Source organism: Streptococcus thalassemiae (genome assembly GCF_903645285.1).
GTDB classification, from domain to species: domain Bacteria; phylum Bacillota; class Bacilli; order Lactobacillales; family Streptococcaceae; genus Streptococcus; species Streptococcus thalassemiae.
The window spans coordinates 190,345-212,085 of sequence record NZ_CAHJXN010000002.1; the positions used below are offsets into that span (position 1 = coordinate 190,345).

General features: G+C 40.6%; 25 protein-coding genes. 12 read left to right on the top strand and 13 right to left on the bottom strand.

All coding sequences use genetic code 11. The annotated features are described in order from the left end of the window. Positions 1–2 precede the first annotated feature (2 nt). Positions 3–320 (bottom strand): cell division protein FtsL, encoded by a 318-nt coding sequence (ftsL, locus tag HWX15_RS03465; RefSeq protein ID WP_000840840.1) that lies wholly within the window; start codon positions 318–320, stop codon positions 3–5. A gap of 11 nt (positions 321–331) precedes the next feature. Next, positions 332–1,282, bottom strand: a complete 951-nt coding sequence (gene rsmH / locus HWX15_RS03470; RefSeq protein WP_175880296.1) for a 16S rRNA (cytosine(1402)-N(4))-methyltransferase RsmH — start codon at positions 1,280–1,282, stop codon at positions 332–334. Positions 1,283–1,448: 166 nt separating this feature from the next. Here rsmH and HWX15_RS03475 point away from each other — a divergent pair, with 166 nt between their 5' ends. The 6 genes from HWX15_RS03475 to HWX15_RS03500 are packed head-to-tail and all read left to right on the top strand — an operon-like array spanning position 1,449 to position 3,868. Continuing rightward, on the top strand, positions 1,449–1,643 hold the full coding sequence (locus HWX15_RS03475) for a helix-turn-helix transcriptional regulator (RefSeq protein ID WP_001082470.1): 195 nt from the start codon (positions 1,449–1,451) through the stop codon (positions 1,641–1,643). Between the two features lie 15 nt (positions 1,644–1,658). Then, a complete protein-coding gene (locus HWX15_RS03480) occupies positions 1,659–2,201 on the top strand; it encodes a DUF3278 domain-containing protein (protein WP_175880297.1) in 543 nt (180 codons plus the stop codon). Between the two features lie 10 nt (positions 2,202–2,211). Next, positions 2,212–2,454 carry a hypothetical protein gene (locus tag HWX15_RS03485; protein WP_050222283.1) on the top strand — a complete coding sequence of 81 codons (243 nt, stop codon included), beginning with the start codon at positions 2,212–2,214 and terminating at the stop codon, positions 2,452–2,454. 9 nt (positions 2,455–2,463) lie between these two features. Next, positions 2,464–2,790 (top strand): hypothetical protein, encoded by a 327-nt coding sequence (locus HWX15_RS03490; RefSeq protein WP_050222282.1) that lies wholly within the window; start codon positions 2,464–2,466, stop codon positions 2,788–2,790. A 26-nt stretch (positions 2,791–2,816) separates the two neighbouring features. Continuing rightward, positions 2,817–3,395: a DUF3278 domain-containing protein gene (locus tag HWX15_RS03495; protein ID WP_175880298.1), complete on the top strand. Its 579-nt coding sequence runs from the start codon at positions 2,817–2,819 to the stop codon at positions 3,393–3,395. After that, entirely contained in the window at positions 3,392–3,868 is a 477-nt protein-coding gene (locus HWX15_RS03500) for a glutathione peroxidase (RefSeq protein ID WP_175880299.1), read from the top strand. Before HWX15_RS03495 ends, HWX15_RS03500 begins: the two co-directional genes overlap by 4 nt. A 222-nt stretch (positions 3,869–4,090) precedes the next feature. Here HWX15_RS03500 and HWX15_RS03505 read toward each other — a convergent pair whose 3' ends face one another. The 4 genes from HWX15_RS03505 to rplM form a co-directional block, all read right to left on the bottom strand. Further along, positions 4,091–6,304 (bottom strand): glycoside hydrolase family 31 protein, encoded by a 2,214-nt coding sequence (locus HWX15_RS03505; RefSeq protein WP_175880300.1) that lies wholly within the window; start codon positions 6,302–6,304, stop codon positions 4,091–4,093. Between the two features lie 346 nt (positions 6,305–6,650). Beyond that, positions 6,651–6,845 (bottom strand): hypothetical protein, encoded by a 195-nt coding sequence (locus HWX15_RS03510; RefSeq protein WP_175880202.1) that lies wholly within the window; start codon positions 6,843–6,845, stop codon positions 6,651–6,653. A gap of 507 nt (positions 6,846–7,352) precedes the next feature. Further along, positions 7,353–7,745 (bottom strand): 30S ribosomal protein S9, encoded by a 393-nt coding sequence (gene rpsI / locus HWX15_RS03515; RefSeq protein ID WP_000075973.1) that lies wholly within the window; start codon positions 7,743–7,745, stop codon positions 7,353–7,355. Positions 7,746–7,763: 18 nt separating this feature from the next. Beyond that, positions 7,764–8,210, bottom strand: a complete 447-nt coding sequence (gene rplM, locus HWX15_RS03520) for a 50S ribosomal protein L13 (RefSeq protein ID WP_175880301.1) — start codon at positions 8,208–8,210, stop codon at positions 7,764–7,766. Between the two features lie 290 nt (positions 8,211–8,500). On the opposite strand from rplM, the gene HWX15_RS03525 reads away from it, so the two are divergent. After that, entirely contained in the window at positions 8,501–8,818 is a 318-nt protein-coding gene (locus HWX15_RS03525; RefSeq protein ID WP_175880302.1) for a DUF960 domain-containing protein, read from the top strand. A gap of 198 nt (positions 8,819–9,016) precedes the next feature. On the opposite strand, the gene folK is transcribed toward HWX15_RS03525, so the two are convergent. From folK to HWX15_RS03555, 6 genes are all read right to left on the bottom strand, one after another. Continuing rightward, the gene (gene folK / locus HWX15_RS03530) at positions 9,017–9,829 is read right to left on the bottom strand and encodes a 2-amino-4-hydroxy-6-hydroxymethyldihydropteridine diphosphokinase (protein WP_175880303.1); all 813 of its coding nucleotides are present in this window, start codon (positions 9,827–9,829) and stop codon (positions 9,017–9,019) included. 158 nt (positions 9,830–9,987) lie between these two features. Next, on the bottom strand, positions 9,988–10,542 hold the full coding sequence (gene folE, locus HWX15_RS03535; RefSeq protein ID WP_004247172.1) for a GTP cyclohydrolase I FolE: 555 nt from the start codon (positions 10,540–10,542) through the stop codon (positions 9,988–9,990). After that, a complete protein-coding gene (locus HWX15_RS03540) occupies positions 10,523–11,845 on the bottom strand; it encodes a bifunctional folylpolyglutamate synthase/dihydrofolate synthase (protein ID WP_175880304.1) in 1,323 nt (440 codons plus the stop codon). The genes folE and HWX15_RS03540 overlap by 20 nt, the downstream gene beginning before the upstream one ends. A 1-nt stretch (position 11,846) precedes the next feature. After that, positions 11,847–12,827: a dihydropteroate synthase gene (gene folP, locus HWX15_RS03545; RefSeq protein WP_175880305.1), complete on the bottom strand. Its 981-nt coding sequence runs from the start codon at positions 12,825–12,827 to the stop codon at positions 11,847–11,849. 94 nt (positions 12,828–12,921) lie between these two features. Beyond that, entirely contained in the window at positions 12,922–13,629 is a 708-nt protein-coding gene (locus tag HWX15_RS03550; protein ID WP_175880306.1) for a CPBP family intramembrane glutamic endopeptidase, read from the bottom strand. A 58-nt stretch (positions 13,630–13,687) separates the two neighbouring features. Beyond that, positions 13,688–15,106: an NCS2 family permease gene (locus HWX15_RS03555; protein WP_000359264.1), complete on the bottom strand. Its 1,419-nt coding sequence runs from the start codon at positions 15,104–15,106 to the stop codon at positions 13,688–13,690. 189 nt (positions 15,107–15,295) lie between these two features. Between HWX15_RS03555 and HWX15_RS03560 the strand changes: the two genes are divergently transcribed. From HWX15_RS03560 to HWX15_RS03580, 5 genes are all read left to right on the top strand, one after another. Then, positions 15,296–16,108: a Cof-type HAD-IIB family hydrolase gene (locus tag HWX15_RS03560; RefSeq protein WP_175880307.1), complete on the top strand. Its 813-nt coding sequence runs from the start codon at positions 15,296–15,298 to the stop codon at positions 16,106–16,108. Positions 16,109–16,332: 224 nt separating this feature from the next. Next, entirely contained in the window at positions 16,333–17,352 is a 1,020-nt protein-coding gene (gene adhP / locus HWX15_RS03565; protein ID WP_000649181.1) for an alcohol dehydrogenase AdhP, read from the top strand. A gap of 226 nt (positions 17,353–17,578) precedes the next feature. After that, entirely contained in the window at positions 17,579–18,568 is a 990-nt protein-coding gene (locus HWX15_RS03570) for a PTS sugar transporter subunit IIB (protein WP_175880452.1), read from the top strand. Between the two features lie 27 nt (positions 18,569–18,595). Then, positions 18,596–19,399 carry a PTS mannose/fructose/sorbose transporter subunit IIC gene (locus HWX15_RS03575; RefSeq protein WP_175880308.1) on the top strand — a complete coding sequence of 268 codons (804 nt, stop codon included), beginning with the start codon at positions 18,596–18,598 and terminating at the stop codon, positions 19,397–19,399. A gap of 23 nt (positions 19,400–19,422) precedes the next feature. Further along, complete coding sequence (locus tag HWX15_RS03580; protein WP_061642936.1) at positions 19,423–20,334, top strand: PTS system mannose/fructose/sorbose family transporter subunit IID; 912 nt, start codon at positions 19,423–19,425, stop codon at positions 20,332–20,334. 54 nt (positions 20,335–20,388) lie between these two features. Here HWX15_RS03580 and pepC read toward each other — a convergent pair whose 3' ends face one another. Beyond that, the gene (gene pepC / locus HWX15_RS03585) at positions 20,389–21,723 is read right to left on the bottom strand and encodes an aminopeptidase C (protein WP_175880309.1); all 1,335 of its coding nucleotides are present in this window, start codon (positions 21,721–21,723) and stop codon (positions 20,389–20,391) included. Between the last annotated feature and the right edge of the window lie 18 nt (positions 21,724–21,741).

The following is a 21,741-nucleotide window of genomic DNA, read 5'->3' on the forward strand; positions in this document are numbered from 1 at the left end:
TCTTACTCCGCTATTCGAATATTTTCATTGTTTAATTGCAAATCGTGTGAATTGGCAATTTCTTTCAAACGTTCTGCACGTAATAGTTCATTGACCTCTTGCTTGGCATCGTCCAATTCGGTCTTTTTTTCCTCTATCTGCGCATTGATTTTTGTCAAATCATTCTGTACTTGCAAAAGCTTGGTCTGCATAAAAATAATACTAATTGCTACAATAAGAGTGGTTACAGCAATGGAAAAGTAAAAAGCTTTTTCCACACGCGAAAACCGTTTAAGTTGCATCTGTAGTATTTGACCTGTTTTTTCCATTCTTTCTGCCATCATTTTTCCTCTTACTTGTGAATTTTTCTGGCCACGCGCAACTTGGCTGAGTGCGAGCGGTTATTGGCTTCTAATTCTTCTGCACTTGGCAAGATTGGCTTACGGGACACCAATTCCATCTTGGGCTTGAGATCATCTGGGATGAAAGGCAAACCTTTGGGAACTTCAACCGTTGAAGCTTCCTTGAACAATTGCTTGGTCAAGCGATCTTCTAAGGAATGAAAGGTAATCACTGAAATTCTACCATCCAGAGCCAACATATCCATAGCCTGCTGGATAGATTCATCTGCCGCCCCCAGTTCATCATTGACTTCAATTCGAATAGCTTGGAAGATCTGTTTGGCAGGATGGCCCTTCTTCTTGAGCTCCTTTGCAGGTTTAGCCGACTTGATAATCTCTGCCAACTCAGTCGTAGTCTCGATTGGCTTGACTTCCCGAGCCTGTTCAATCTTACGCGCAATCTGTTTAGAGAATTTATCCTCACCATACTTGAAGAAAATACGAACTAAGTCATGATAGTCATAGTGATTCACCACTTCATAGGCTGTCAAACTAGCATCCTGATTCATGCGCATATCTAGTGGAGCATCCTTTTTATAAGAAAAACCACGCTCACGCTGGTCCAATTGAGGACTAGACACTCCCAAGTCATAACAAATTCCATCAATTTCCTGAACACCAGCTTCGCGCAAACATGCCTGTAAATGACGGAAGTTATCCTTGATAAAGGTCACCATTCCCTTTTCAATGTAAGGTGCCAAGCGTTTTTGCGCATTGTCAATGGCATTCTGGTCCTGGTCAAAGGCATAGAGATGGCCTTTTTCACTTAATTTACTCAATAAATATTCGCTATGGCCTGCTCCGCCCAAAGTCGCATCAACGTAGATACCGTCAGGCTTTACGTCGAGCGTATCAATCGTTTCGTGGAGTAAGACCGTTACATGATGAAATTCTTTTGTCATATCTTATCTATTTTACCACAAATCCGACCAGCTTGCACTAGTCAGACAAATAGGCCAAAAACAAGTAAGATTTCTTTAAGAAATATGTCAAATATGCTTGACATTCGTTCTATAGAAGAATATAATATAGTCAAATATATACGACACACTTCAGAAAGGAGACCAGATGAATCGTGTGAAAGAATTTCGCAAGGAACTGGGCATTTCCCAGCTCGAGCTAGCCAAGGATATCGGTGTCTCGAGACAAACCATCAATATGATTGAAAACGACAAGTACAATCCAACCCTGGAACTCTGTCTCAATCTCGCCCGCAGCCTCCAAACTGACCTCAACAGTCTCTTTTGGGAGGATGATTTTTAAAAAAGGAGCAAACTTATGAAAAAAGAAACCTTCACTGAAAAACTGATCAAGCGCACATACGGTATTTCTGATCCACTTGACGAATACAAACGACGCGAGGCCGATCGTATCGGTAACCAAGTCTTTATCATCCTCTTTTATCTGATGATTTTCGGAAATCTTATTCCACTCCTTCTGGCCTATAAATACCCTCAAGAAGTGGCTCTAATCTATCCTCCTCTGATTTTAGCGATTGCCCTCATCGCTGCTGGCTATGTCACCTACCAAATGAAAAAAACAGGGATTACAGCTATTGATCCAGATATGCTGAGTGAGAAAGAAAGTAAGCAACTTCGCTACCCAGGTCTGAAAGCAGGTTTGTTCTTTGGTCTATGGATATTTTTTATAACTCCTCTTCTCGATATACTCATAGGTGAAGGTCAGGACTATTTTCAGTCTCTTCTCACTATAAGAAATGGTGTAGCAAGCATTCTCGGTTCTATCTTCTTCGGGGCAAGCATACAGTTCCTCATCTCCCGTCGCATTGCAAAAGCCAAGAAAGATCAGGATAATGATTAGGAGGAAACTCATGAAAAAAGAAAAGAAACAGTTACGTCATCCTGGTCTGAAAGCAGGTTCGATTTATGGAATAGTGATATTTTTTATAATTCCACTCATTGATACCCTAACAAGTGAAAATCCAAATTTTATCACTTCTCTTCTAAATACAAAACATATTTTTAAAACTATACTGGGAGCTTTCCTTTTCGGAGTGATGATGCATATTGTCGACTCACTTCGTATTGCAAGAGCTAAAAAAGACCAGGATTAGGAGGTACCTATGAAATCATTACTAACTTTACTTACCTATCATCTTTTGTTCAGTTCTCTGCTCATCTTCATCATCATTTCAGGGAACTTGCCAATCGACGAGACATTCCTCGTGCTAGTCTTTATTCTAGCACTTAACAAAGGACTGACTTATCTAAAGATTGACTCCCCAAAAACGCGCACACTTAACTTAGCACTATACTTTATGATTCTATCTTTTCCACAACTGATGGTCATCTCAAGCGGTTGGAAGTATTATTTACTGCTCACTATCGCTATCCTTTCTTCTATCACTTATCTTTATTATCTCTATCAATTCGTAAAAGAAAGTCAGTAAAACCACTCATTTAGGAGGTTACTAGCATGAAAAAAGAAGACTTAACCACTCGCCTACTTCGAAATTTCTTTCACATTCAGGGTCCTTTTGATGAATGCCGTCAAGAGGTTATCTACAAGGCTTGCGCCCGTTCCATGATCCAAATCTTTTACTCTTCCTTCATTCTCTTCCTATTCTATATTTTGTTCGGAAGCTTTATAGAAATTGTTCGAAATGTTATGCCCTACATCTATTTTGGACTCATTTTGTTCATGAGTATAAAAGCTCAAAAAGCCGTCCAAGAGCTTCATCTTGAAAAGGATGACAAGTCAGAAATCATCCTCAAAACCTACAGCAAAGCCCAAATCAAATTTCGAAGCTGGGTTGTGTTTATCGGTCTTCAGGTTGGCCTCTTTACCCTACTCATCTTTCATAAAGTCTTCGTTCAGCAGATGTCCTTTTCAGATTTTGTGAAGTTGCTCATGCAATTCGATAAAAGTGGTCCTTTCCTAATGTACGGTCTGATTATCGGCAGCATTTTTGGAACCCTGACCTACGGATTTCTATCACTACAAGAGGAGAAAACTCCTAAAAATACCAAACAGAAGGAGAAAAGCAATCAATGACTACACTATACGATTTTTCAGTCTTGAACCAAGACAAGCAAGAAACTCCACTAGATGCCTATCGTGGGAAAGTTCTCTTGGTTGTCAACACTGCTACTGGATGTGGTTTAACGCCTCAGTACCAGGGACTTCAAGAACTCTATGACCGCTATCAAGAACAAGGTTTTGAGATTTTAGACTTTCCTTGCAATCAGTTTATGGGGCAAGCACCCGGTAGCGCAGAGGAAATCAACGCCTTCTGTAGCCTACATTATCAAACCACTTTCCCACGCTTTGCCAAGATCAAGGTCAACGGCAAGGAGGCAGACCCTCTCTATGTTTGGTTGAAAGAACAAAAATCTGGCCCACTAGGAAAACGAATTGAATGGAATTTCGCTAAGTTTCTCATCGGTCGTGATGGGCAGGTCTTTGAACGCTTCTCTTCAAAAACAGACCCCAAACAAATTGAAGAGGCCATACAAACCCTACTATAATTTCACAATCTCACTATGATTAGGTTTCTTTTAGCCTGATGAATAGTGAGATTTTTTGATGGGCTTTGACTTAAATAGAAAAACACCCCATGATATGAAACATGAAGTGTTGTAAAGTCTATGTTGTAGGTGCTTATTTCACATTTTCAATGTGACCAATGATAACAAATACCATACCGAAGCTTCATATACACTAAACAAATGACTTTCTAATTATCTCAATTAGTTTTCATTAGTAAATATCATTTCCAACAAACGCCCTCTCAATTCCTTATCCTGATGATGCAAGATATTCATTAACTCATGAGAATTTTTCGCATTGATGAATTGATTTAACAATCTATCTTTTAATTCATATGGAAGAGAAGCCGTCTTTAGTAGTCTAAAAACTTCATCATTTAAAGATATTGTTTTATTATCTTTACATTCAAATCTAGCTGTATCATTCTTATTTGGCAATTCAATCATAGACACATTCGTTCCTTTAAAATGAATTCTATGTTTTCTATTGCTTGGAACGATACTAGAATCTCCTTGTAATGCCAACTCTACCATTCCCATTTCCCAATCGATTGATAATCTTGTTTTATATCTTTGACCATTTTGATCTTCAATCATTTCAAAAGAATGTTGCTTGCCTGGGAATACATACCAATCTACAACTTCAGGTAAATCAACACCCATATCTATCTCAGAACCAACCAAGGGAATGATTGCACCACTTTTTGCGAACACAGGTATCGTCGAAATATCTCTATAAACACTCAACTTCACACCACCTGTATATTTTTTCTCTGAAAAGAAGTCATACCATTCACCTTCAGGGAACCATACATCCACTTTTGCAGATTGGAATGCCAAATCCATCTTTTCTACAACGGGAGCCACCATCAGTTCTGTTCCAAAAAAGTATTGATTTGGGACATTATAGCTCTCATCATTCTCTGGGTAGAAATAATACATTGGGCTAATTAATGTGGCACCTTCCTCATGTGTCTGTACATTCATAGTGTATAGATATGGAATCATCTGATGTCTCAAACGAAGGTATTTCTTCATAATCTTAGATGTTGTTTCTGAAAAAAACCAAGGTTCTTTACTATTGAAGGGACTTCTAGAACTATGTAAGCGAGTAATCGGACTAAAAACACCAAACTGTAGCCATCTAGTTTGTAGCTCTTCGTCATAATCCCCCAGCATGTGCCCACCAATATCATGGCTCCACCAACTATAACCGATATTTGATGCTGTCGCTGTAAAATAAGGTTGAAATCTTAAGGAATTCCAACTAATAATAGTATCCCCTGAAAAACCAACAGGGTAGCGATGACTACCAGGACCTGCATATCTTGATAAAATCAAACCACCTTCTGCATTTTTACAACTATCCTGATAGTGATAATGGTTTAAAAGCCACAGTGGATCCAACATGCCTTGAGTCCCCTGTTGCCAGTCAATCCACCAGAAATCTACTCCCTGCTTTTCTAGCTCATAATGAACATCTTTAAAGTAGGCTTCCCTAAAAGAGGGATTAAAAAAATCAAAAATAGCAGGTTCTTCTAATTCTACATTTAACCCTAATCGTTTGGCGACTCGAGGATAAGCTTCTTCATAAGCCCGTATACCATCAGCAGGATGGACATTTAAGGAGAGTTTTAACTTTCTATCATGAAGTTGTTGCAATAACTGTTCTGGATTAGGTATTAAGTTTTTATTCCAACTATATCCTGTCCAGCCACTTCCAAAACGAGCTGGAATGTCAGTTATATGCCAATCCATATCTAAAACACCGATAGATAATGGAATGTTCTCTGTTTCAAATCTGTCTATTAAATCCAAGTATTCATCTGACGTATAAGGCCAATACCTACTCCACCAATTGCCTAAAGCATATCTTGGCAACAAGGGTGTTGAACCAGTCAAATGGTAAAAGTCTCTGATTGCTCCTCTATAATCATGCCCATAGGCAAAGAAATAGAGATCAATTTGATTTTCTCTCTCAATATAACCAGACTGTTCATCCCAAATAAATCCTTGAGAATCATCCAATAAGGCTATACCATTTCGGCTAATAATTCCATCTTCTAACGAGATTGCTCCATCTGCCTCATCCAGAGTCCGAGCTGTTCCTTTTAACGTTTCAATAGATTCACCAAAATACCAGCGACTACCATATACGGCAAAATTTCCTTTTAATTCTATAAATAAATTTTCGGCGTTAAATTCTCCTTTATTAAAGTGCAGATGAAAATAGTCCGTCATAATATCTAGTACGCTTGATGTCTCGATATAATCTAACGAAACTTGACCAAAATCTCTATTGTAGATAAGTTGTGTCGTTCTATCCTCAAAACTTCCAGTTTGAGAGTATTCTAACCTTACTAACTTGTCTGTTAATACAGAGATTCGATAAAACTCTCCCTTAAAAATTTTCAATTTGTTGTCCTCCTTTTATGTAGCATAAAAACAGAACGCACCATTTTTGATGCGTTTTTCGTTATTCTGAATGCAATGTTCTATCTATGACAAATAATACTCAATTGAAAAAATGTAGTGGACAAAATATCTTTTAACAAATCAAGATGTTATTAAAGAATTATCCCTTTTCAACCTTTCTAAGATAGGATTGATAAATAATTTCAAACTCTTACTAGCAATCATACGATATTCAAGCTCGCGTGCTTTTTTCCTTCCTGCTTATTTCTTAGAACTGAAGAACCCGGATAGGTATATAAATTATTCGGATCAATATAGTCATAAGACTCCTAACATTTACGTTTCATCAAGCCATCCCCAGAGCAAGAGCTTCATCTCGTAATTTTTCAACATCACTAACCGTAGGTCGCCATCCTTCAATCATATTTGTACTTAAAGCATACCAAACACTCTTAAAAACAGATCGGTTTTCAAAAGCTACTCCCATGATTGTCATCTTTTCTTTATCTATATCTATATCTATATCTATATCTAAGGACATATGCTACCTCCTTTAGTTACATTATACCATGTTTCTCTGTAGCTTTTAAATATTTTATTTTGTCTGTAATATCTAAATTTCAACACTTTTATCCTATTTTATAAACCTCAAATCCAAAGATAAAACGCATTCTTTTTCCTTTTTAACTAATGATGCTGAGTAAGAACTTAACTTCAGGGGAAAACGAAGTAAGACTAAACAAAAATCAAATACCAAACTCAAAAACTTATCTCATACAACTCCAAATACTGATTTTAGAATGACGACTTATGTTGCTTTTGATTTCTTAAGAGTATAAAAACCAACAATAAGGTAAACTTTTTAGTACTTTAAAACCTTGATATAATCGTATTGATTAACGTTTTGAGCAACAGACCTTGTCAGATTGCAGCCATATTTGTAAGCGACTAAAGTCGCAACAACTGTGTCAATTGCACCAATTTAGTAAGAAAGTATAAAAAGAACACCTCGAAAGGTGCTCTTTGTAAGTATAGTAATTCTCTCGAATTAACGTTTACTAAATTGTGATGCTTTACGAGCTTTCTTAAGACCTGGTTTCTTACGTTCAACTTTACGTGAGTCACGTGTAAGAAGTCCTGCGCGTTTCAATGAATCGCGGAAGTCTGGGTCTACTTGAAGAAGGGCACGAGCGATACCGTGACGGATAGCTCCTGATTGACCTGCATATCCACCACCTACAACGTTAACGAAAACGTCGTATGAACCTACAGTTGAAGTAACTGCGAATGGTTGGTTGATGACAAGACGAAGGTCAGCGTGTGGGATGTACTCTTCAACATCTTTTTTGTTAACAGTGATTTTACCAGTTCCTGGAACAAGGCGAACGCGTGCAACAGCGTTTTTACGACGTCCAGTACCTGCATATTGTGCTTGTGACATACTTTATTGTTCCTTTCCTTAGATAAGTCCTGAAATGTCAAGAACTTCTGGTTGTTGTGCAGCGTGAGTGTGCTCGGCTCCAACAAATACTTTCAACTTCATACCTTGAGCGCGTCCAAGAGTATTGTGTGGAAGCATACCTTTAACTGATTTCTCGATCAAACGTACTGCATTTTTAGAACGAAGTTCACCTGCAGAGATTTGTCTCAATCCACCTGGGTGGTTTGAGTGAGTGTAGTAGATTTTATCAGTTGCTTTTTTACCAGTCAATTTAACTTTTTCAGCATTGATAACAATCACAAAGTCACCTGTATCAGTGTGTGGTGTAAATGTTGGTTTGTTTTTTCCGCGAAGTACGCTAGCAACTACTGCAGAAAGACGTCCAAGTGGTACATCAGTTGCGTCAACTACGTACCATTTACGTTCAACTTGGCCTGGTTTAGCCATAAATGTTGTTTTGTTCATGATTTCTCCTATATATAGTTCGATTTTTGTTTACGGTGATGGGTGTTCCTTCCCATCGAAAAGTATTTGGAAGGTTCCGGGGCCTTTCAAATGGGGTAAACAATACCGCCTACTATAATACCAAATTTCACCCCTAAAAGTCAATAGATATGAAAAATATTTTTCTAAACGTAACTTCGGTAGATTTTTGGGAATTTTTCCCTGTAGCTAAAATCCTTTTCAAAAAATCACCTTTTCTTGATTTTTAATCCTATTTGCTGTATGATAAGGGAAAGAAAGGGGGTAGAAATATGGCTTTTACCAATACCCACATGCGGTCAGCTAGTTTTGGCATTGTTACCAGCTTGCCTGATGACGTTATTGACTCTTTTTGGTATATCATCGACCACTTCTTAAAAAATGTCTTTAAATTGGAGGAGGAACTCGAGTTTCAATTGCTCAATAACCAAGGAAAAATTACCTTCCACTTTTCAAGTCAACACCTCCCTACAGCCATTGATTTTGATTTTAACCATCCCTTTGACCCTCTTTATCCCCCGAGAGTCTTGGTTTTAGACATGGATGGTAGAGAAACTATCCTCCTCCCAGAAGAAAATGACCTATTTTAATACTCAATGAAAATCAAAGAGTAAACTAGGAAGCTAGCCGCAGGTTGCTCAAAACACTGTTTTGAGGTTGTGGATAGAACTGACGAAGTCAGTAACCATACCTACGGTAAGGCGACGCTGACGTGGTTTGAATTTGATTTTCGAAGAGTATAAAAACTCTAGCCTTCAGTTGCAAACGACTGAAAACTAGAGTTTTTTTTATTTTTTCAAAGCATTATACAAGTTACGGATCGGTTGCTTTAATGTCGGATGGATAAAATGAGGCGCAATTTCCTGTAAGGACTCAAGGACAAAAAGGCGTTCCGCTATGTAAGGATGAGGCAGGATGAGGTCGTCTGTATAAAGGATCTGATCCTCTACAAAGAGCAAGTCCAAATCAATCAAACGAGGTCCCCAATGCACTTCTCTCACCCGTCCCATCTCTAACTCAATGGCTAACAAGGTCTCTAACAAGACTGGTGCGGGCAACCATGTTTCTACCTCAACCACCTGATTAGCAAAGCTATCCTGCTCCACACCACCCCAAGGCTCCGTCGTCAAGACACTGGACTCTTTGAGAATATGGATACCTCGATTTCGCATTTTCTCAATTGCTTGCTTCAAGTTTGCTTGTTTATCTCCCATATTGCTTCCTAGGGCGATAAAGGCTCGTTGCTTGCGACGATGAATGGTTACCGAGCAAGTATCTAGCGGCAAATGCACTGGCGCCCAAGGTTTTTTCAGTTCCAGCTTTATTTCTTGGACAAGAGGATAGGCCTCAAAGGTACGTTCTACCAGTTTGTAGGCTACCGTTTCAATCAAGTCCTCAGTGGTTTCCTGAAACCAAGTCGTCCACTGCTGACACAATTCTCCATAATGGACAGAGGCTGTCAAATCCAAGTCTGTAGCCGCCTTGGTCATATCATAGGATAGGATGGCTGAAACGACAAACTTCTGCCCCAATTCCTTCTCACTGGGAAAAAGACCATGATAGGCAAAAATTTCCAAATCCTTAATCTGCAGTTGATCCATAATGATTCCTTTCTCGAAAAATCCGCTTCAAGCGGATTTTTTTTATACTCAATGAAAATCAAAGTGCAAACTAGGAAGCTAGCCATAGGCTGCTCAAAACACTGTTTTGAGGTTGCAGATGGAAGCTGACGTGGTTTGAATTTGATTTTCGAAGAGTATTATAGTCCCATTAAACGATAAGCCTGATCTCGAAGGTCCTTATCTGTTTCAAATAGACCACGAGCTACTGTCGTCAAGGTTGCAGTGCCTGGTTTTCTGACACCACGCATGCTCATACACATATGTTCTGCTTCAATGACAACAAAGGCTCCCTTAGCACCTAGATACTCCATCAAGGCGTCGGCTACTTCGATATTCAACCGTTCTTGAATTTGTGGTTTTTTCGAATAAACTTCAACCGTACGGGCTAGCTTAGACAAGCCTGCCACACGACCATCTGGAATGTAGGCAATATGCGCTCTACCATAAAATGGCAAGAAGTGGTGTTCACACATGGTATGGAAAAAAATATCCTTTTCTACCACCATATTATCGTCAATAATCTCAAAGGATTTTGACAAATGTTCCTCCGCTGTTTGACCAAGACCTGAAAAAATCTCTTGGTACATACGGGCTACACGAGCAGGTGTTTCCTGCAAGCCCTCGCGGTTAGCGTCCTCTCCGACAGCCTCGATAATCATTTTTACAGCTGTTTCAATCTTTTGTGTATCCATTCTCGTTTTTCCTCTCCATCAGATAGGCTCTCACTTGGCTCAAGAAATACAAGGAACCTGTGACAATCCTAACTGTTTTTTTCTCTTCTTTTTTATCTGTCAATTTCTGCTCTAGAAAATCCTGCCAACCTTGGTAGCTGAGATTTCTAGACTTAGCTGCCTCTTCCAGCACGCTTTCATCAGTCGCCCGACTATCGTCAAAATGTGTCAGAGTAAGCTCGGTATCTGGCATGGTCCCCAGCAAGTCCAACATATCCTCCAAGGCCTTGGTTTTGATACAGGTAAAGAGGATTTCCTTACGATAATCCGCAAAGCGTTCTTGCAAGGTTGCTAATAAAGCCTTGATAGCATGGGGATTGTGGGCTCCATCCAAGATCATCAAGGGATCTCTTGACACGATTTCCAGACGCCCTGGCCATCTTATTTCTTCCAGAGCTTGAGCAAGCAAGTGATTGCTTGCTAGTTCTCGACCATCTTCTTTACAAAAAGCATCAAGTAAAGTTATGGCCATCCCAGCATTCTCTATCTGGTGCAAGCCAAGTAAACCTGTCTGGAAGCGACCTCGTCTGGCAGAACTGGTATAGTCAAAGACTTCCCCTGTCACCACACTTTCTTGATGACGAACCTGATAATCTGTCCCGTAGGCAAGTCTCGGCGCATCTTTCCCTTCCGCAATGCGGTCAATCACAGCCAAAGCTTCTGGAGCGATACGACCTGTCACCAAAGGAATACCTTGTTTGATAATACCAGCTTTCTGCTCTGCTATGGCCTCCAAGGTGTCACCAAGTAGGGCCACATGGTCCAATCCAATAGTCGTAATTCCTGTCAAAATGGGCTGACAGACATTGGTACTATCTAAAAGACCACCCATGCCGACTTCCATAATAGCCACATCTACTTGCTCTGAAGCAAAGTAGTCATAGGCTATGGCTGTGATAATCTCAAACTCGGTTGTGCCCTGTAAACTAGCGGCTGCTCCCGCCTCCAGCAAAGACTGATAGTCTGCCATGAGGGCTTCTAGCCTAGCTTCTGGGATAGATTCCCCATTGATGCTAATCTGGTCTGTGTAATGAATGAGATAGGGCGAGCTAAACACGCCAACTCTCAGCCCTAGCTTTTCTAGCATCTTTTTCAAAAAAGTAATGGTCGAACCCTTGCCGTTAGTTCCTCCGATATGGATGACCTTGAGTTTGAGATGGGGATTGCCACGCAAAGCTAACAGTTCCACCATTCGTTCCAAGCCAAAATGCGGTTGATCCGTCCGGTAGTTAGCAATCCACTGATTGTTTTCAAATTCTTTCATCTTATTTGTATTGTTTTAAATCTAAATTTTCCGCTTCATCAGCCAGACGAATAGCGGAGGCAATTTCAACTGCCATCCTGTGACTAGCTACGTCATGCACGCGCACCACTTCTACACCCTGTCTTGTAGCAATACTAGTTACATGAGCCGAAGCCGTATCTCGATTGCGGAAACCAAGTTCTGTCTCAGGATTGACTTCAAAACCATTTTCTTCAAGAATATTGATGACAAACCGCTTGCGCGACACTCCAAGAAAGATTGGATAGCCCTTCTGATGTAGTTTATCCAGGTCCCGTAAAAGAAGCAAATTTTCTTTCTTGGTCAGACCAAAGCCAATTCCTAGATCCAACAGGATATTTTCTTGTGCAATTCCAGCTTGATTTGCTCTCGCTAGTGCACGTTCAAAGAAAGTCTCCATCAACTCTTCGATTGGCAATTTTTCAAAGTTAGCTAACTCTTCCTCTGTAAAAGCTTGTCCAAAACCAAAATGAGGAAAGATGAGCGAGCTAGGATGCTGAGGTCGAGCAATAACTGGATTAAACATGATGACCACTTTCGCACCAGCCTTAGCAACCACCTCCGCCATTTTCTCATCACCCATAAGACCAGTGATATCATTAACTAGATTGGCACCAGCAGCCAAAGCAGCTTCTGCTACCTGACTCTTCCAAGTATCAATAGAGATGAGGACATCACTTTCCTTGCGAATCGCTTTAATCACTGGAACAACACGCTGGATTTCCTCTTCTATCTCAACATAGCTATAGCTACTTCCCGGCCGAGTCGATTCTCCGCCGATATCTAGCATACTAGCCCCTTCTGCTATCAATTTACGAGCCTGCTGGAGTGCCTGCTCAAGAGCAAAAAATTGACCACCATCCGAAAAGGAATCTGGGGTTACATTGATAATTCCGCAAATAGCTGTCTTTGCATGATTTACTTTAGTTGACATATCGGTCACTCCCTCAAGGCTTTTCACCATATTATTTCTCTATTTTACCATAAAAAGAAAAAGATGGACACGATTGCATTCATCTTTTTTCCCAATAGAAACAAGTAAGCAATTGTCAAAAATCTTAAACAGAAATCCCTAATGTCCGACTCATGATCACCACAAGAGCCAACAAACAGAAAGCAACCCCATTCACAATCATGTGAAGCAAGATAGACATTTCCAAACGTTGGGTTTTATAAACTGTCCAAGTTAGCACAGTTGACATTCCTCCATAGATCAATAAAGAAGGTAAATTACTTGGTTGATGCAATAAAGCAAACACAATCGTACCGACTACAAATCCCAAGTTCTCTTTTCCTCGGAAAATCTTTTTAGGAACAATTCCCCGACACAAGATTTCCTCACAAATTGGAGCAAGCAAGGCCAACAAGAAGAAACTGGAAATTAAAGAACTATTCTGGACCATATCGTTAATCTGAGACTGGTTAGCTGTTGTCGTCTCATTTGACAGTTGTAACAAGATAGAACCAAGTATATTTGAACAGATAATGACTAAATAACTTAATCCCAATCGTGCTAGGTCCTTAGCTCTAAAAAAAGAAAAATTAAAACTTGCTAACTGCGTTTTACGAGCTCCAAAAATAAATAGTGCCAACACTACAATCGAAAGACCAGCAACTATCAGTCCTGACTGTAACAGTGGTACTGCATTTAAAGTTAAAATAGCAGTAACTGCTAAAGGAATCTGATATAGAATTGTCGCTAGCAAAAAGACTAAAATCCAGCCTGCACGATTCAACAATTCTTTCCACATACTTTTCTCTTCCATCATTCATCTCCTAGACTTTGTATTAAAAAAAGGGGGAAATCCCCCCTGGGTCATTCTATTATAAGGCCATGCTGATATAGTTAAGGATAAACAAGGCATCCAAAATCCAAATCATGACGTGAACATCTTTAGCTTGACCTTTGACAAGCTTAGTCAAAGTGTAAGTCAAGAAACCAACTGCAATCCCTTGAGTGATAGAGTAGCTGAATCCCATAAAGATAGATGTGAAGAAAGCAGGAACCGCTTCAGACATATCGTCCCAATGGATATTTTTCAAGCTAGCCAACATCATAATCCCAACGATAATCAAGATTGGAGCTGTAGCGGCTGTTGGTACAATCGCTAGAAGTGGGCTAAAGAAACTTGAGATCGCAAAACAGATAGCTACAACCAAGGCTGTCAAACCAGTACGTCCACCTGCACCAATACCAGCAGCAGACTCAACATAAGTCGTTACGTTCGAAGTACCTGCGATGGCACCAATTGAAGTACCAATCAAGTCAGAGTAAAGAGCCTTGTCTAACTTGGCTGATTGGTGATTTTCACCATTTGTCGCTACGATACCAACTTTTTCACCTGTACCGATCAAGGTACCAATTGTGTCAAAAATATCTGTCAATGAGAAGGCAAGAATAGCCATCAGAGTTTCAGGCAAGCGAGCTGTATCTGAAATCAAAGCTCCCAAACCTTCTGAACCAAGAGCTGCACCAAAGACTGTCTTCAAGTCTTCAAAAGCTGCACCAACATGGTTATTAGCAAAATCGATACTAGACAAATCTACCAAACCAACTGCGATAGCAAGAACAGTTGTTGTCAAGATAGAGAGGATAATTCCCCCTTTAATTCCTTTGATAACAAAGAAAATTGTGATAGCAAGTCCTGCAAGAGCCACCAAAACAGCTGGATTATTAAAGCTGACCAAGCCTGGAACTGCTGAAGCATTTGCTGCAATCGTTGCTTGAGCTTTGTCAGCCCCTTCTCCTACAACCGTATAGTTGCCTGGATCAATCGTAAATTTCAAAAGTCCAGCATTCTTAATCCCTACATAGGCAAGGAAGACACCAATACCAGCTGAAATAGCTGAGCGAAGGGCGTTTGGAATCGATTCAATGATCATTTTACGAACATTTGTCAAGGTAATAATCAATGAGATAATCCCACAGATGAAGACCATAGCTAGGGCTTCTTGCCATGAATAACCAAGCCCAAATACGACTGTGAAGGTAAAGAAGGCATTCAGTCCCATACCTGGCGCTTGGGCATAAGGTAAGTTAGCGTAGAAGGCCATCATCAAGGTACCTGCTACTGCACCAATAATCGTTGCGAGAAACACACCCTGAGCAGGCATTCCTGTTTGCGAAAGAATTTGTGGGTTTACAAAGAGAATATAACTCATTGCAAAGAAAGTTGTTAAACCAGCGAGAACCTCTGTACGAACGTCTGTACCGTTCTCTTTTAGTTTAAATAATTTGTCCATTATCAATCTCCTTTTAATTTTTACGAACAATAATAGAATTATATCATTTATCATTCACTTTTTCAATATCTTTGTTTAATTTATTTAAGAATTTGATGGAATTTCATTTTTTGTTTGGAATCTGCTTTTCTGTCTGCTTTTTGTTATAATAGAAGACATCTTATCTGGAAAGACACTAGAAAGGTTCATATGACGAAAAAAATTATTGCACTAGACCTGGATGGAACCCTGCTCAACTCAGACAGTCAAATTTCTGACTTTACCAAAAAAACCATCAAAAAAGTTACTGAAAAAGGCCATCAAGTTATTATTACGACAGGGCGCCCTTACCGCATGTCAAAAGATTTTTACCGTGAACTAGGCTTAAACACTCCTATGATTAATTTCAACGGCTCCCTTACTCATTTACCAGACCAAGTTTGGGATTTTGAAAAGTGTTTAACTGTAGACAAAAAATATCTGCTAGACATGGTTCGACGTTCAGAGGATATTCAAGCCGATTTTATCGCTGGAGAATATCGTAAAAAATTCTACATTACAAATCCTAATGAAGAAATTGCCAATCCCAAACTATTTGGTGTAGAAGCTTTCCAGCCTGAAGATCAATTCCAGCCTGAGTTGGTAACCAAGGATCCTAACTGTATTCTCTTGCAGACCAGAGCCAGTGACAAGTATGCCTTGGCAAAAGAAATGAACGCCTTCTACCAGCATCAACTGTCTATCAATACCTGGGGAGGTCCGCTCAATATCCTTGAGTGTACACCCAAAGGAGTTAATAAGGCCTTTGCTTTGGACTACTTGCTCAAGGTAATGAACCGCGACAAAAAGGATTTGATTGCCTTTGGAGATGAACACAATGATACCGAAATGCTCGCTTTTGCTGGAAAGGGCTATGCCATGAAAAATGCCAACCCAGAGCTACTCCCTTATGCCGACGAGCAAATTGCCCTGACCAATGACCAAGATGGAGTTGCCAAAACCCTACAAGACTTATTCTTATAGTCCATACTGACCAGCTTGCGAGCTGGTCTTTGTGTTCTTTTCACAGTCTCATCAACCAGTTAATCGATTGTTCTACTTTTTGCCTCCAAAACCTTGGAAAAGGCTTTCTTTTGTGATATACTTCACATATAAATACAAGAGAGCTCGTCACACTCGACTCTGTTGACACAAAATCAATCCAGTCCCGTTGTCCCTGTTCTCGGTCAATATAAAGGAGGATAGCTATGAAAGCTGTTGTTGTAAATCCAGAAAGCACTGGTGTTGCTGTTGAAGAAAAAGTACTCCGCCCACTTGAAACTGGGGAAGCACTTGTAGAAATTGAATACTGTGGTGTTTGCCACACTGACCTCCACGTTGCCCATGGCGACTTCGGTCAGGTACCAGGACGTGTCCTAGGTCACGAAGGTGTTGGTATCGTTAAAGAAATTGCCCCAGATGTGAAAAGCCTTAAAGTCGGTGACCGCGTCAGCGTTGCTTGGTTCTTTGAAGGATGTGGTACTTGCGAATACTGTACAACTGGTCGCGAAACCCTTTGCCGTACAGTAAAAAATGCTGGCTACTCAGTAGACGGTGGTATGGCTGAACAGTGTATCGTAACTGCTGACTATGCTGTCAAAGTTCCTGACGGACTTGATCCAGCCCAAGCTTCTTCTATCACATGTGCTGGCGTAACAACCTATAAAGCGATTAAAGAAGCAAAAGTTGAACCAGGTCAATGGGTTGTCCTTTACGGTGCAGGTGGACTTGGTAACCTCGCTGTTCAATACGCTAAAAAAGTATTCAATGCTCATGTCATCGCAGTTGATATCAACAATGACAAACTTGCCCTTGCAAAAGAAGTAGGTGCTGACATTGTTATTAACGGCCTAGAAGTTGATGATGTACCAGGACTCATCAAAGAAAAAACAGATGGTGGAGCTCATTCAGCTGTTGTAACTGCTGTGTCTAAAGTTGCCTTCAACCAGGCTGTTGACTCAGTTCGTGCTGGTGGTCGCGTCGTCGCTGTTGGTCTTCCTTCTGAAATGATGGAACTCAGCATCGTCAAAACCGTTCTAGATGGAATCCAAGTCATCGGTTCTCTTGTTGGAACTCGTAAAGACTTGGAAGAAGCCTTCCAATTCGGGGCAGAAGGTTTAGTAGTTCCAGTTGTTCAAAAACGTCCAATAGAAGATGCCGTAGCCATTTTCGACGAAATGGAAAAAGGGCAAATCCAAGGACGTATGGTACTCGACTTCACCCACTAATCTAAGAAACCTATTTTAAAAGTTGGAAACTTCTTCCAACTTTTTTATTAAATTTTTAAATAAGAATTCAAGATTACTCCTCAAAAACTCAATATATCAACATCTGCAAATAAAAGCTTTTTAATTTTTTATGATAAATAGTTGCTTTTTATATGAAAACGGTTTATACTTAAAAAGTCTTAAAGTTTTCTTAAACGAAAACTAAAACAAAGGAGGAATGACAATAATGAGTATCGGAATCATTATTGCGAGCCACGGCGAATTTGCTGCGGGTATTCATCAGTCAGGATCTATGATCTTTGGTGAACAAGAAAAGGTTCAAGTTGTAACCTTTATGCCAAATGAAGGTCCTGATGATCTATACGCTAAGTTTAATAACGCTGTTGCTGCATTTGACGCAGAAGATGAGGTTCTAGTTTTGGCTGACCTTTGGAGTGGATCTCCATTCAACCAAGCTAGTCGCGTGATGGGAGAAAATCCTGAACGTAAGTTTGCCATCATCACAGGCTTGAATTTACCGATGTTAATTCAAGCCTACACAGAGCGCCTGATGGACGCTGCTGCAGGTGTAGAAAAAGTCGCTGCGAATATTATTAAAGAAGCCAAAGATGGCATCAAGGCTCTTCCAGAAGAGCTAAACCCAGTTGAGGAAGTAGCAAGCGCTGCAGCTACTCCAGTTGCCCAAGCTGCTATCCCAGAAGGAACTGTCATCGGAGACGGTAAATTGAAAATCAATCTTGCCCGTCTTGACACACGTCTACTTCACGGCCAGGTTGCAACTGCTTGGACTCCAGATTCAAAAGCAGACCGTATCATCGTTGCTTCAGATAACGTAGCTAAAGACGACCTTCGTAAAGAATTGATTAAACAAGCAGCTCCAGGTAATGTCAAGGCTAACGTGGTTCCAATTCAAAAATTGATTGAGGTTTCAAAAGACCCACGTTTTGGAGAAACACATGCCCTTATCTTGTTTGAAACACCTCAAGATGCCCTTCGTGCCATCGAAGGCGGCGTGCCAATCAAGACTCTTAACGTAGGATCAATGGCTCACTCAACAGGTAAAACATTAGTCAATACTGTTTTGTCTATGGACAAAGAAGACGTTGCTACATTTGAAAAAATGCGTGACCTCGGTGTTGAATTCGATGTCCGTAAAGTACCAAATGATTCTAAAAAAGATTTGTTTGACTTGATTAACAAAGCCAATGTCAAATAAGCCATTATTTATGAAAGGATTTTAAAGATGTCTATTATTTCTATGGTTTTAGTAGTCGTTGTAGCCTTCCTTGCAGGTCTTGAAGGTGTCCTCGACCAATTCCAATTTCACCAACCACTTGTAGCCTGTACCCTTATTGGGCTTGTAACAGGTCACTTGGAAGCAGGGATTATCCTCGGTGGATCGCTTCAAATGATTGCCCTTGGTTGGTCAAATATCGGTGCTGCTATCGCTCCTGATGCTGCACTTGCTTCTGTCGCTGCTGCCATTATCATGGTTCTTGGTGGTGACTTTACTAAGACAGGTATCGGTGTTGCCCAAGCGGTTGCTATCCCTCTTGCCGTTGCTGGTCTATTCTTAACTATGATTGTACGTACAATCTCAGTTGGTTTGGTTCATACTGCAGATGCTGCCGCTAAAAAAGGTGACTTCGGCGCTGTGGAGCGTGCGCATTTTATTGCGCTACTTTTCCAAGGACTTCGTATCGCGCTTCCTGCAACTCTTCTCCTTATGGTACCAACTGAAACTGTACAAAGTATCCTTAGTGCCATGCCAGACTGGCTCAAAGATGGTATGGCTATCGGTGGTGGTATGGTCGTTGCCGTTGGTTACGCCATGGTTATCAACATGATGGCAACTCGTGAAGTATGGCCATTCTTCGCTCTTGGTTTCGTTCTTGCTGCCGTATCAGACATTACTCTAATCGGATTCGGTGCTATCGGTGTTGCTATCGCTCTTATCTACCTTCACCTTTCTAAAACTGGTGGAAATGGTGGCGGAGGAGCCGCAACTTCTAACGACCCAATCGGCGATATCCTAGAAGACTACTAAGATAAGAAAGGACTGAAAACATCATGACTGAAAAACTTCAATTAACTAAATCAGATCGTAAAAAAGTTTGGTGGCGTTCAACCTTCTTACAAGGGTCTTGGAACTTTGAACGGATGCAAAACTTGGGCTGGGCTTATACACTCATTCCAGCTATCAAAAAACTCTATACTAAAAAAGAAGATCAAATCGCTGCTCTTGAGCGTCACCTTGAGTTCTTCAACACTCATCCATACGTAGCTGCTCCAATCATGGGGGTTACTCTTGCACTTGAAGAAGAACGTGCTAACGGTGTGGAAATCGATGACGCTGCTATCCAAGGGGTTAAAATCGGTATGATGGGACCTCTTGCTGGTATCGGTGACCCAGTATTCTGGTTTACAGTACGCCCAATCCTTGGATCTCTCGGTGCTTCACTTGCCCTTACTGGCAATATCTTGGGCCCACTCCTCTTCTTTGTTGCATGGAACTTGATTCGTATGTCATTCTTGTGGTATGTTCAAGAGATTGGATACAAGGCTGGATCAGAAATCACTAAAGATATGTCTGGCGGCATCCTTCAAGACATCACTAAAGGTGCTTCTATCCTTGGGATGTTCATTCTTGCTGTCCTTGTTCAACGCTGGGTAAATATTAAATTTGCTTTCGATGTTTCCAAAGTTCAACTAGATGAAAAGGCTTATATCCATTGGGATAAATTGCCAGAAGGATCTAAAGGTATCCAAGAAGCATTCGCACAAGTAGGACAAGGATTGTCTCAAACACCTGAAAAAGTTACTACTTTCCAACAAAACTTGGATATGTTGATTCCTGGACTATCAGGACTACTCCTTACTTTACTTTGCATGTACTTGCTTAAGAAAAAAGTATCTCCAATCACTATTATCCTTGCCCTTTTCGCAGTGGGTATTGTGGCACATGTTCTTCACATCATGTAATCAAGCAACTTAAAAGGAACCAGGTTCTAAGCCTGATTCCTTTTTTCTATGTTTTTATTCTGCCAAAGCTCCCATTGGATCCCATGGTGCAAGTACAATTGGTTCTGCTTCATAGGCAGCTTGTTCTTCTGCTGTCAGCAATTCCTTACGAACAACGATTTGGTATGTGTATTCGTCCATCCAAGCGTCTGAGGCAACAAAGTAACCATCTGTACCGACCTTGTCTCCCCATGAGTTTTCAACCTTCCACTTGGTTGATTTCCCATTTTCGTCCAAATCAACACCTGTCAAGACCATGGCGTGGGTCATCAAGCTTTCGCTATAGTCCAAACGTCCAGCCTTGTCTTGAGTAAGTTTAATGTCCATGCTTGATTCAAAGTCATAAACATCTGTCGCAAGGATTCCAGCCTTACGGTTGCTGAGCTGGCCGACATCAGAACCAAACCAAACAGTCTCACCTGCTTGCATTTGGGCAATCGCCAATTCTTTCAAGCGCTCCATTGGAACATTGATGTAACGAACTGCACGGCTACCAACCACATTCCCCAACATCTCAACTGTGTAAGATTTTCCGTAAGGTTTATCAGCAGTTGGAGCATTGATAACAGAAACGTAGTCTTCTAGTGGAAGATTAACATATTTCTTGTAAAATTCTTGTGGTGTAATGCCCTTTTCGCTTTGGTAGTTGTTGTCTTTATCGCGATAAGCAAAGTCAAATTTTCGTGGTGGAAGCCCCAATGACATAGCAAGGAAATTAAAGATTTCTTGCAAGAGGTCTTCTTTCTTAGCTTGAACAGTCGCTTGGTCTGCGCCAGAAGCAAGCAAGTCACGCAAGATTTGAGCATCTTGGCGAAGCAATTTGTTAAGGATTGCATTTAGCTCACGGCTGCTACTAGATGAAACAGACTCAGGGTAAACTGACTTAGGCACGACACCGTATTTCTCAAAGAGAGAAACGACCATATCCCATTGACCGCCATCTTGTTGTGGTGTTTGGAGTAAGAAGCTAACCTTGCGACTAGTCAATTCTTGGTCTGAAGTCGCAATGACTTGCTCCAAGAACCAGTTTGATTTCTCATACTTGTCCCAGAAGAAGGTGTGGGCTTGTGATAACTCAAAGTTCTCCAATTTGTATTGCGAGATGAGTTTGTGACGGAAGGTGTTGAGAGCCGCAAACATCCAGCAACGACCAGACGCTTTCTGGTTGGTTACCTTGTCCTTGGTCAAATCCAATGAGAAAACAGGTGTGTTGTCTACATGGCTTTGGCGACGTTCCAGAGCTGCAAAAATTCCGTTGTGGCTGGCAGCATTTTCAATCGCTTGGTATTTTACATTTGCTTCATAGTTGGCAAATAGTTTATCAGTAAATGATTCTTGAATCGCGTTCATAGATTCCTCCTTTTATTC

Coding starts and splice junctions, on each gene's coding strand:
- ftsL (WP_000840840.1), bottom strand. CDS start 320: ATGGCAGAAAGAATGGAAAAAACAGGTCAAATACTACAGATGCAACTT.
- rsmH (WP_175880296.1), bottom strand. CDS start 1,282: ATGACAAAAGAATTTCATCATGTAACGGTCTTACTCCACGAAACGATT.
- HWX15_RS03475 (WP_001082470.1), top strand. CDS start 1,449: ATGAATCGTGTGAAAGAATTTCGCAAGGAACTGGGCATTTCCCAGCTC.
- HWX15_RS03480 (WP_175880297.1), top strand. CDS start 1,659: ATGAAAAAAGAAACCTTCACTGAAAAACTGATCAAGCGCACATACGGT.
- HWX15_RS03485 (WP_050222283.1), top strand. CDS start 2,212: ATGAAAAAAGAAAAGAAACAGTTACGTCATCCTGGTCTGAAAGCAGGT.
- HWX15_RS03490 (WP_050222282.1), top strand. CDS start 2,464: ATGAAATCATTACTAACTTTACTTACCTATCATCTTTTGTTCAGTTCT.
- HWX15_RS03495 (WP_175880298.1), top strand. CDS start 2,817: ATGAAAAAAGAAGACTTAACCACTCGCCTACTTCGAAATTTCTTTCAC.
- HWX15_RS03500 (WP_175880299.1), top strand. CDS start 3,392: ATGACTACACTATACGATTTTTCAGTCTTGAACCAAGACAAGCAAGAA.
- HWX15_RS03510 (WP_175880202.1), bottom strand. CDS start 6,845: ATGTCCTTAGATATAGATATAGATATAGATATAGATAAAGAAAAGATG.
- rpsI (WP_000075973.1), bottom strand. CDS start 7,745: ATGTCACAAGCACAATATGCAGGTACTGGACGTCGTAAAAACGCTGTT.
- rplM (WP_175880301.1), bottom strand. CDS start 8,210: ATGAACAAAACAACATTTATGGCTAAACCAGGCCAAGTTGAACGTAAA.
- HWX15_RS03525 (WP_175880302.1), top strand. CDS start 8,501: ATGGCTTTTACCAATACCCACATGCGGTCAGCTAGTTTTGGCATTGTT.
- folK (WP_175880303.1), bottom strand. CDS start 9,829: ATGGATCAACTGCAGATTAAGGATTTGGAAATTTTTGCCTATCATGGT.
- folE (WP_004247172.1), bottom strand. CDS start 10,542: ATGGATACACAAAAGATTGAAACAGCTGTAAAAATGATTATCGAGGCT.
- HWX15_RS03540 (WP_175880304.1), bottom strand. CDS start 11,845: ATGAAAGAATTTGAAAACAATCAGTGGATTGCTAACTACCGGACGGAT.
- folP (WP_175880305.1), bottom strand. CDS start 12,827: ATGGTGAAAAGCCTTGAGGGAGTGACCGATATGTCAACTAAAGTAAAT.
- HWX15_RS03550 (WP_175880306.1), bottom strand. CDS start 13,629: ATGGAAGAGAAAAGTATGTGGAAAGAATTGTTGAATCGTGCAGGCTGG.
- HWX15_RS03555 (WP_000359264.1), bottom strand. CDS start 15,106: ATGGACAAATTATTTAAACTAAAAGAGAACGGTACAGACGTTCGTACA.
- HWX15_RS03560 (WP_175880307.1), top strand. CDS start 15,296: ATGACGAAAAAAATTATTGCACTAGACCTGGATGGAACCCTGCTCAAC.
- adhP (WP_000649181.1), top strand. CDS start 16,333: ATGAAAGCTGTTGTTGTAAATCCAGAAAGCACTGGTGTTGCTGTTGAA.
- HWX15_RS03570 (WP_175880452.1), top strand. CDS start 17,579: ATGAGTATCGGAATCATTATTGCGAGCCACGGCGAATTTGCTGCGGGT.
- HWX15_RS03575 (WP_175880308.1), top strand. CDS start 18,596: ATGTCTATTATTTCTATGGTTTTAGTAGTCGTTGTAGCCTTCCTTGCA.
- HWX15_RS03580 (WP_061642936.1), top strand. CDS start 19,423: ATGACTGAAAAACTTCAATTAACTAAATCAGATCGTAAAAAAGTTTGG.
- pepC (WP_175880309.1), bottom strand. CDS start 21,723: ATGAACGCGATTCAAGAATCATTTACTGATAAACTATTTGCCAACTAT.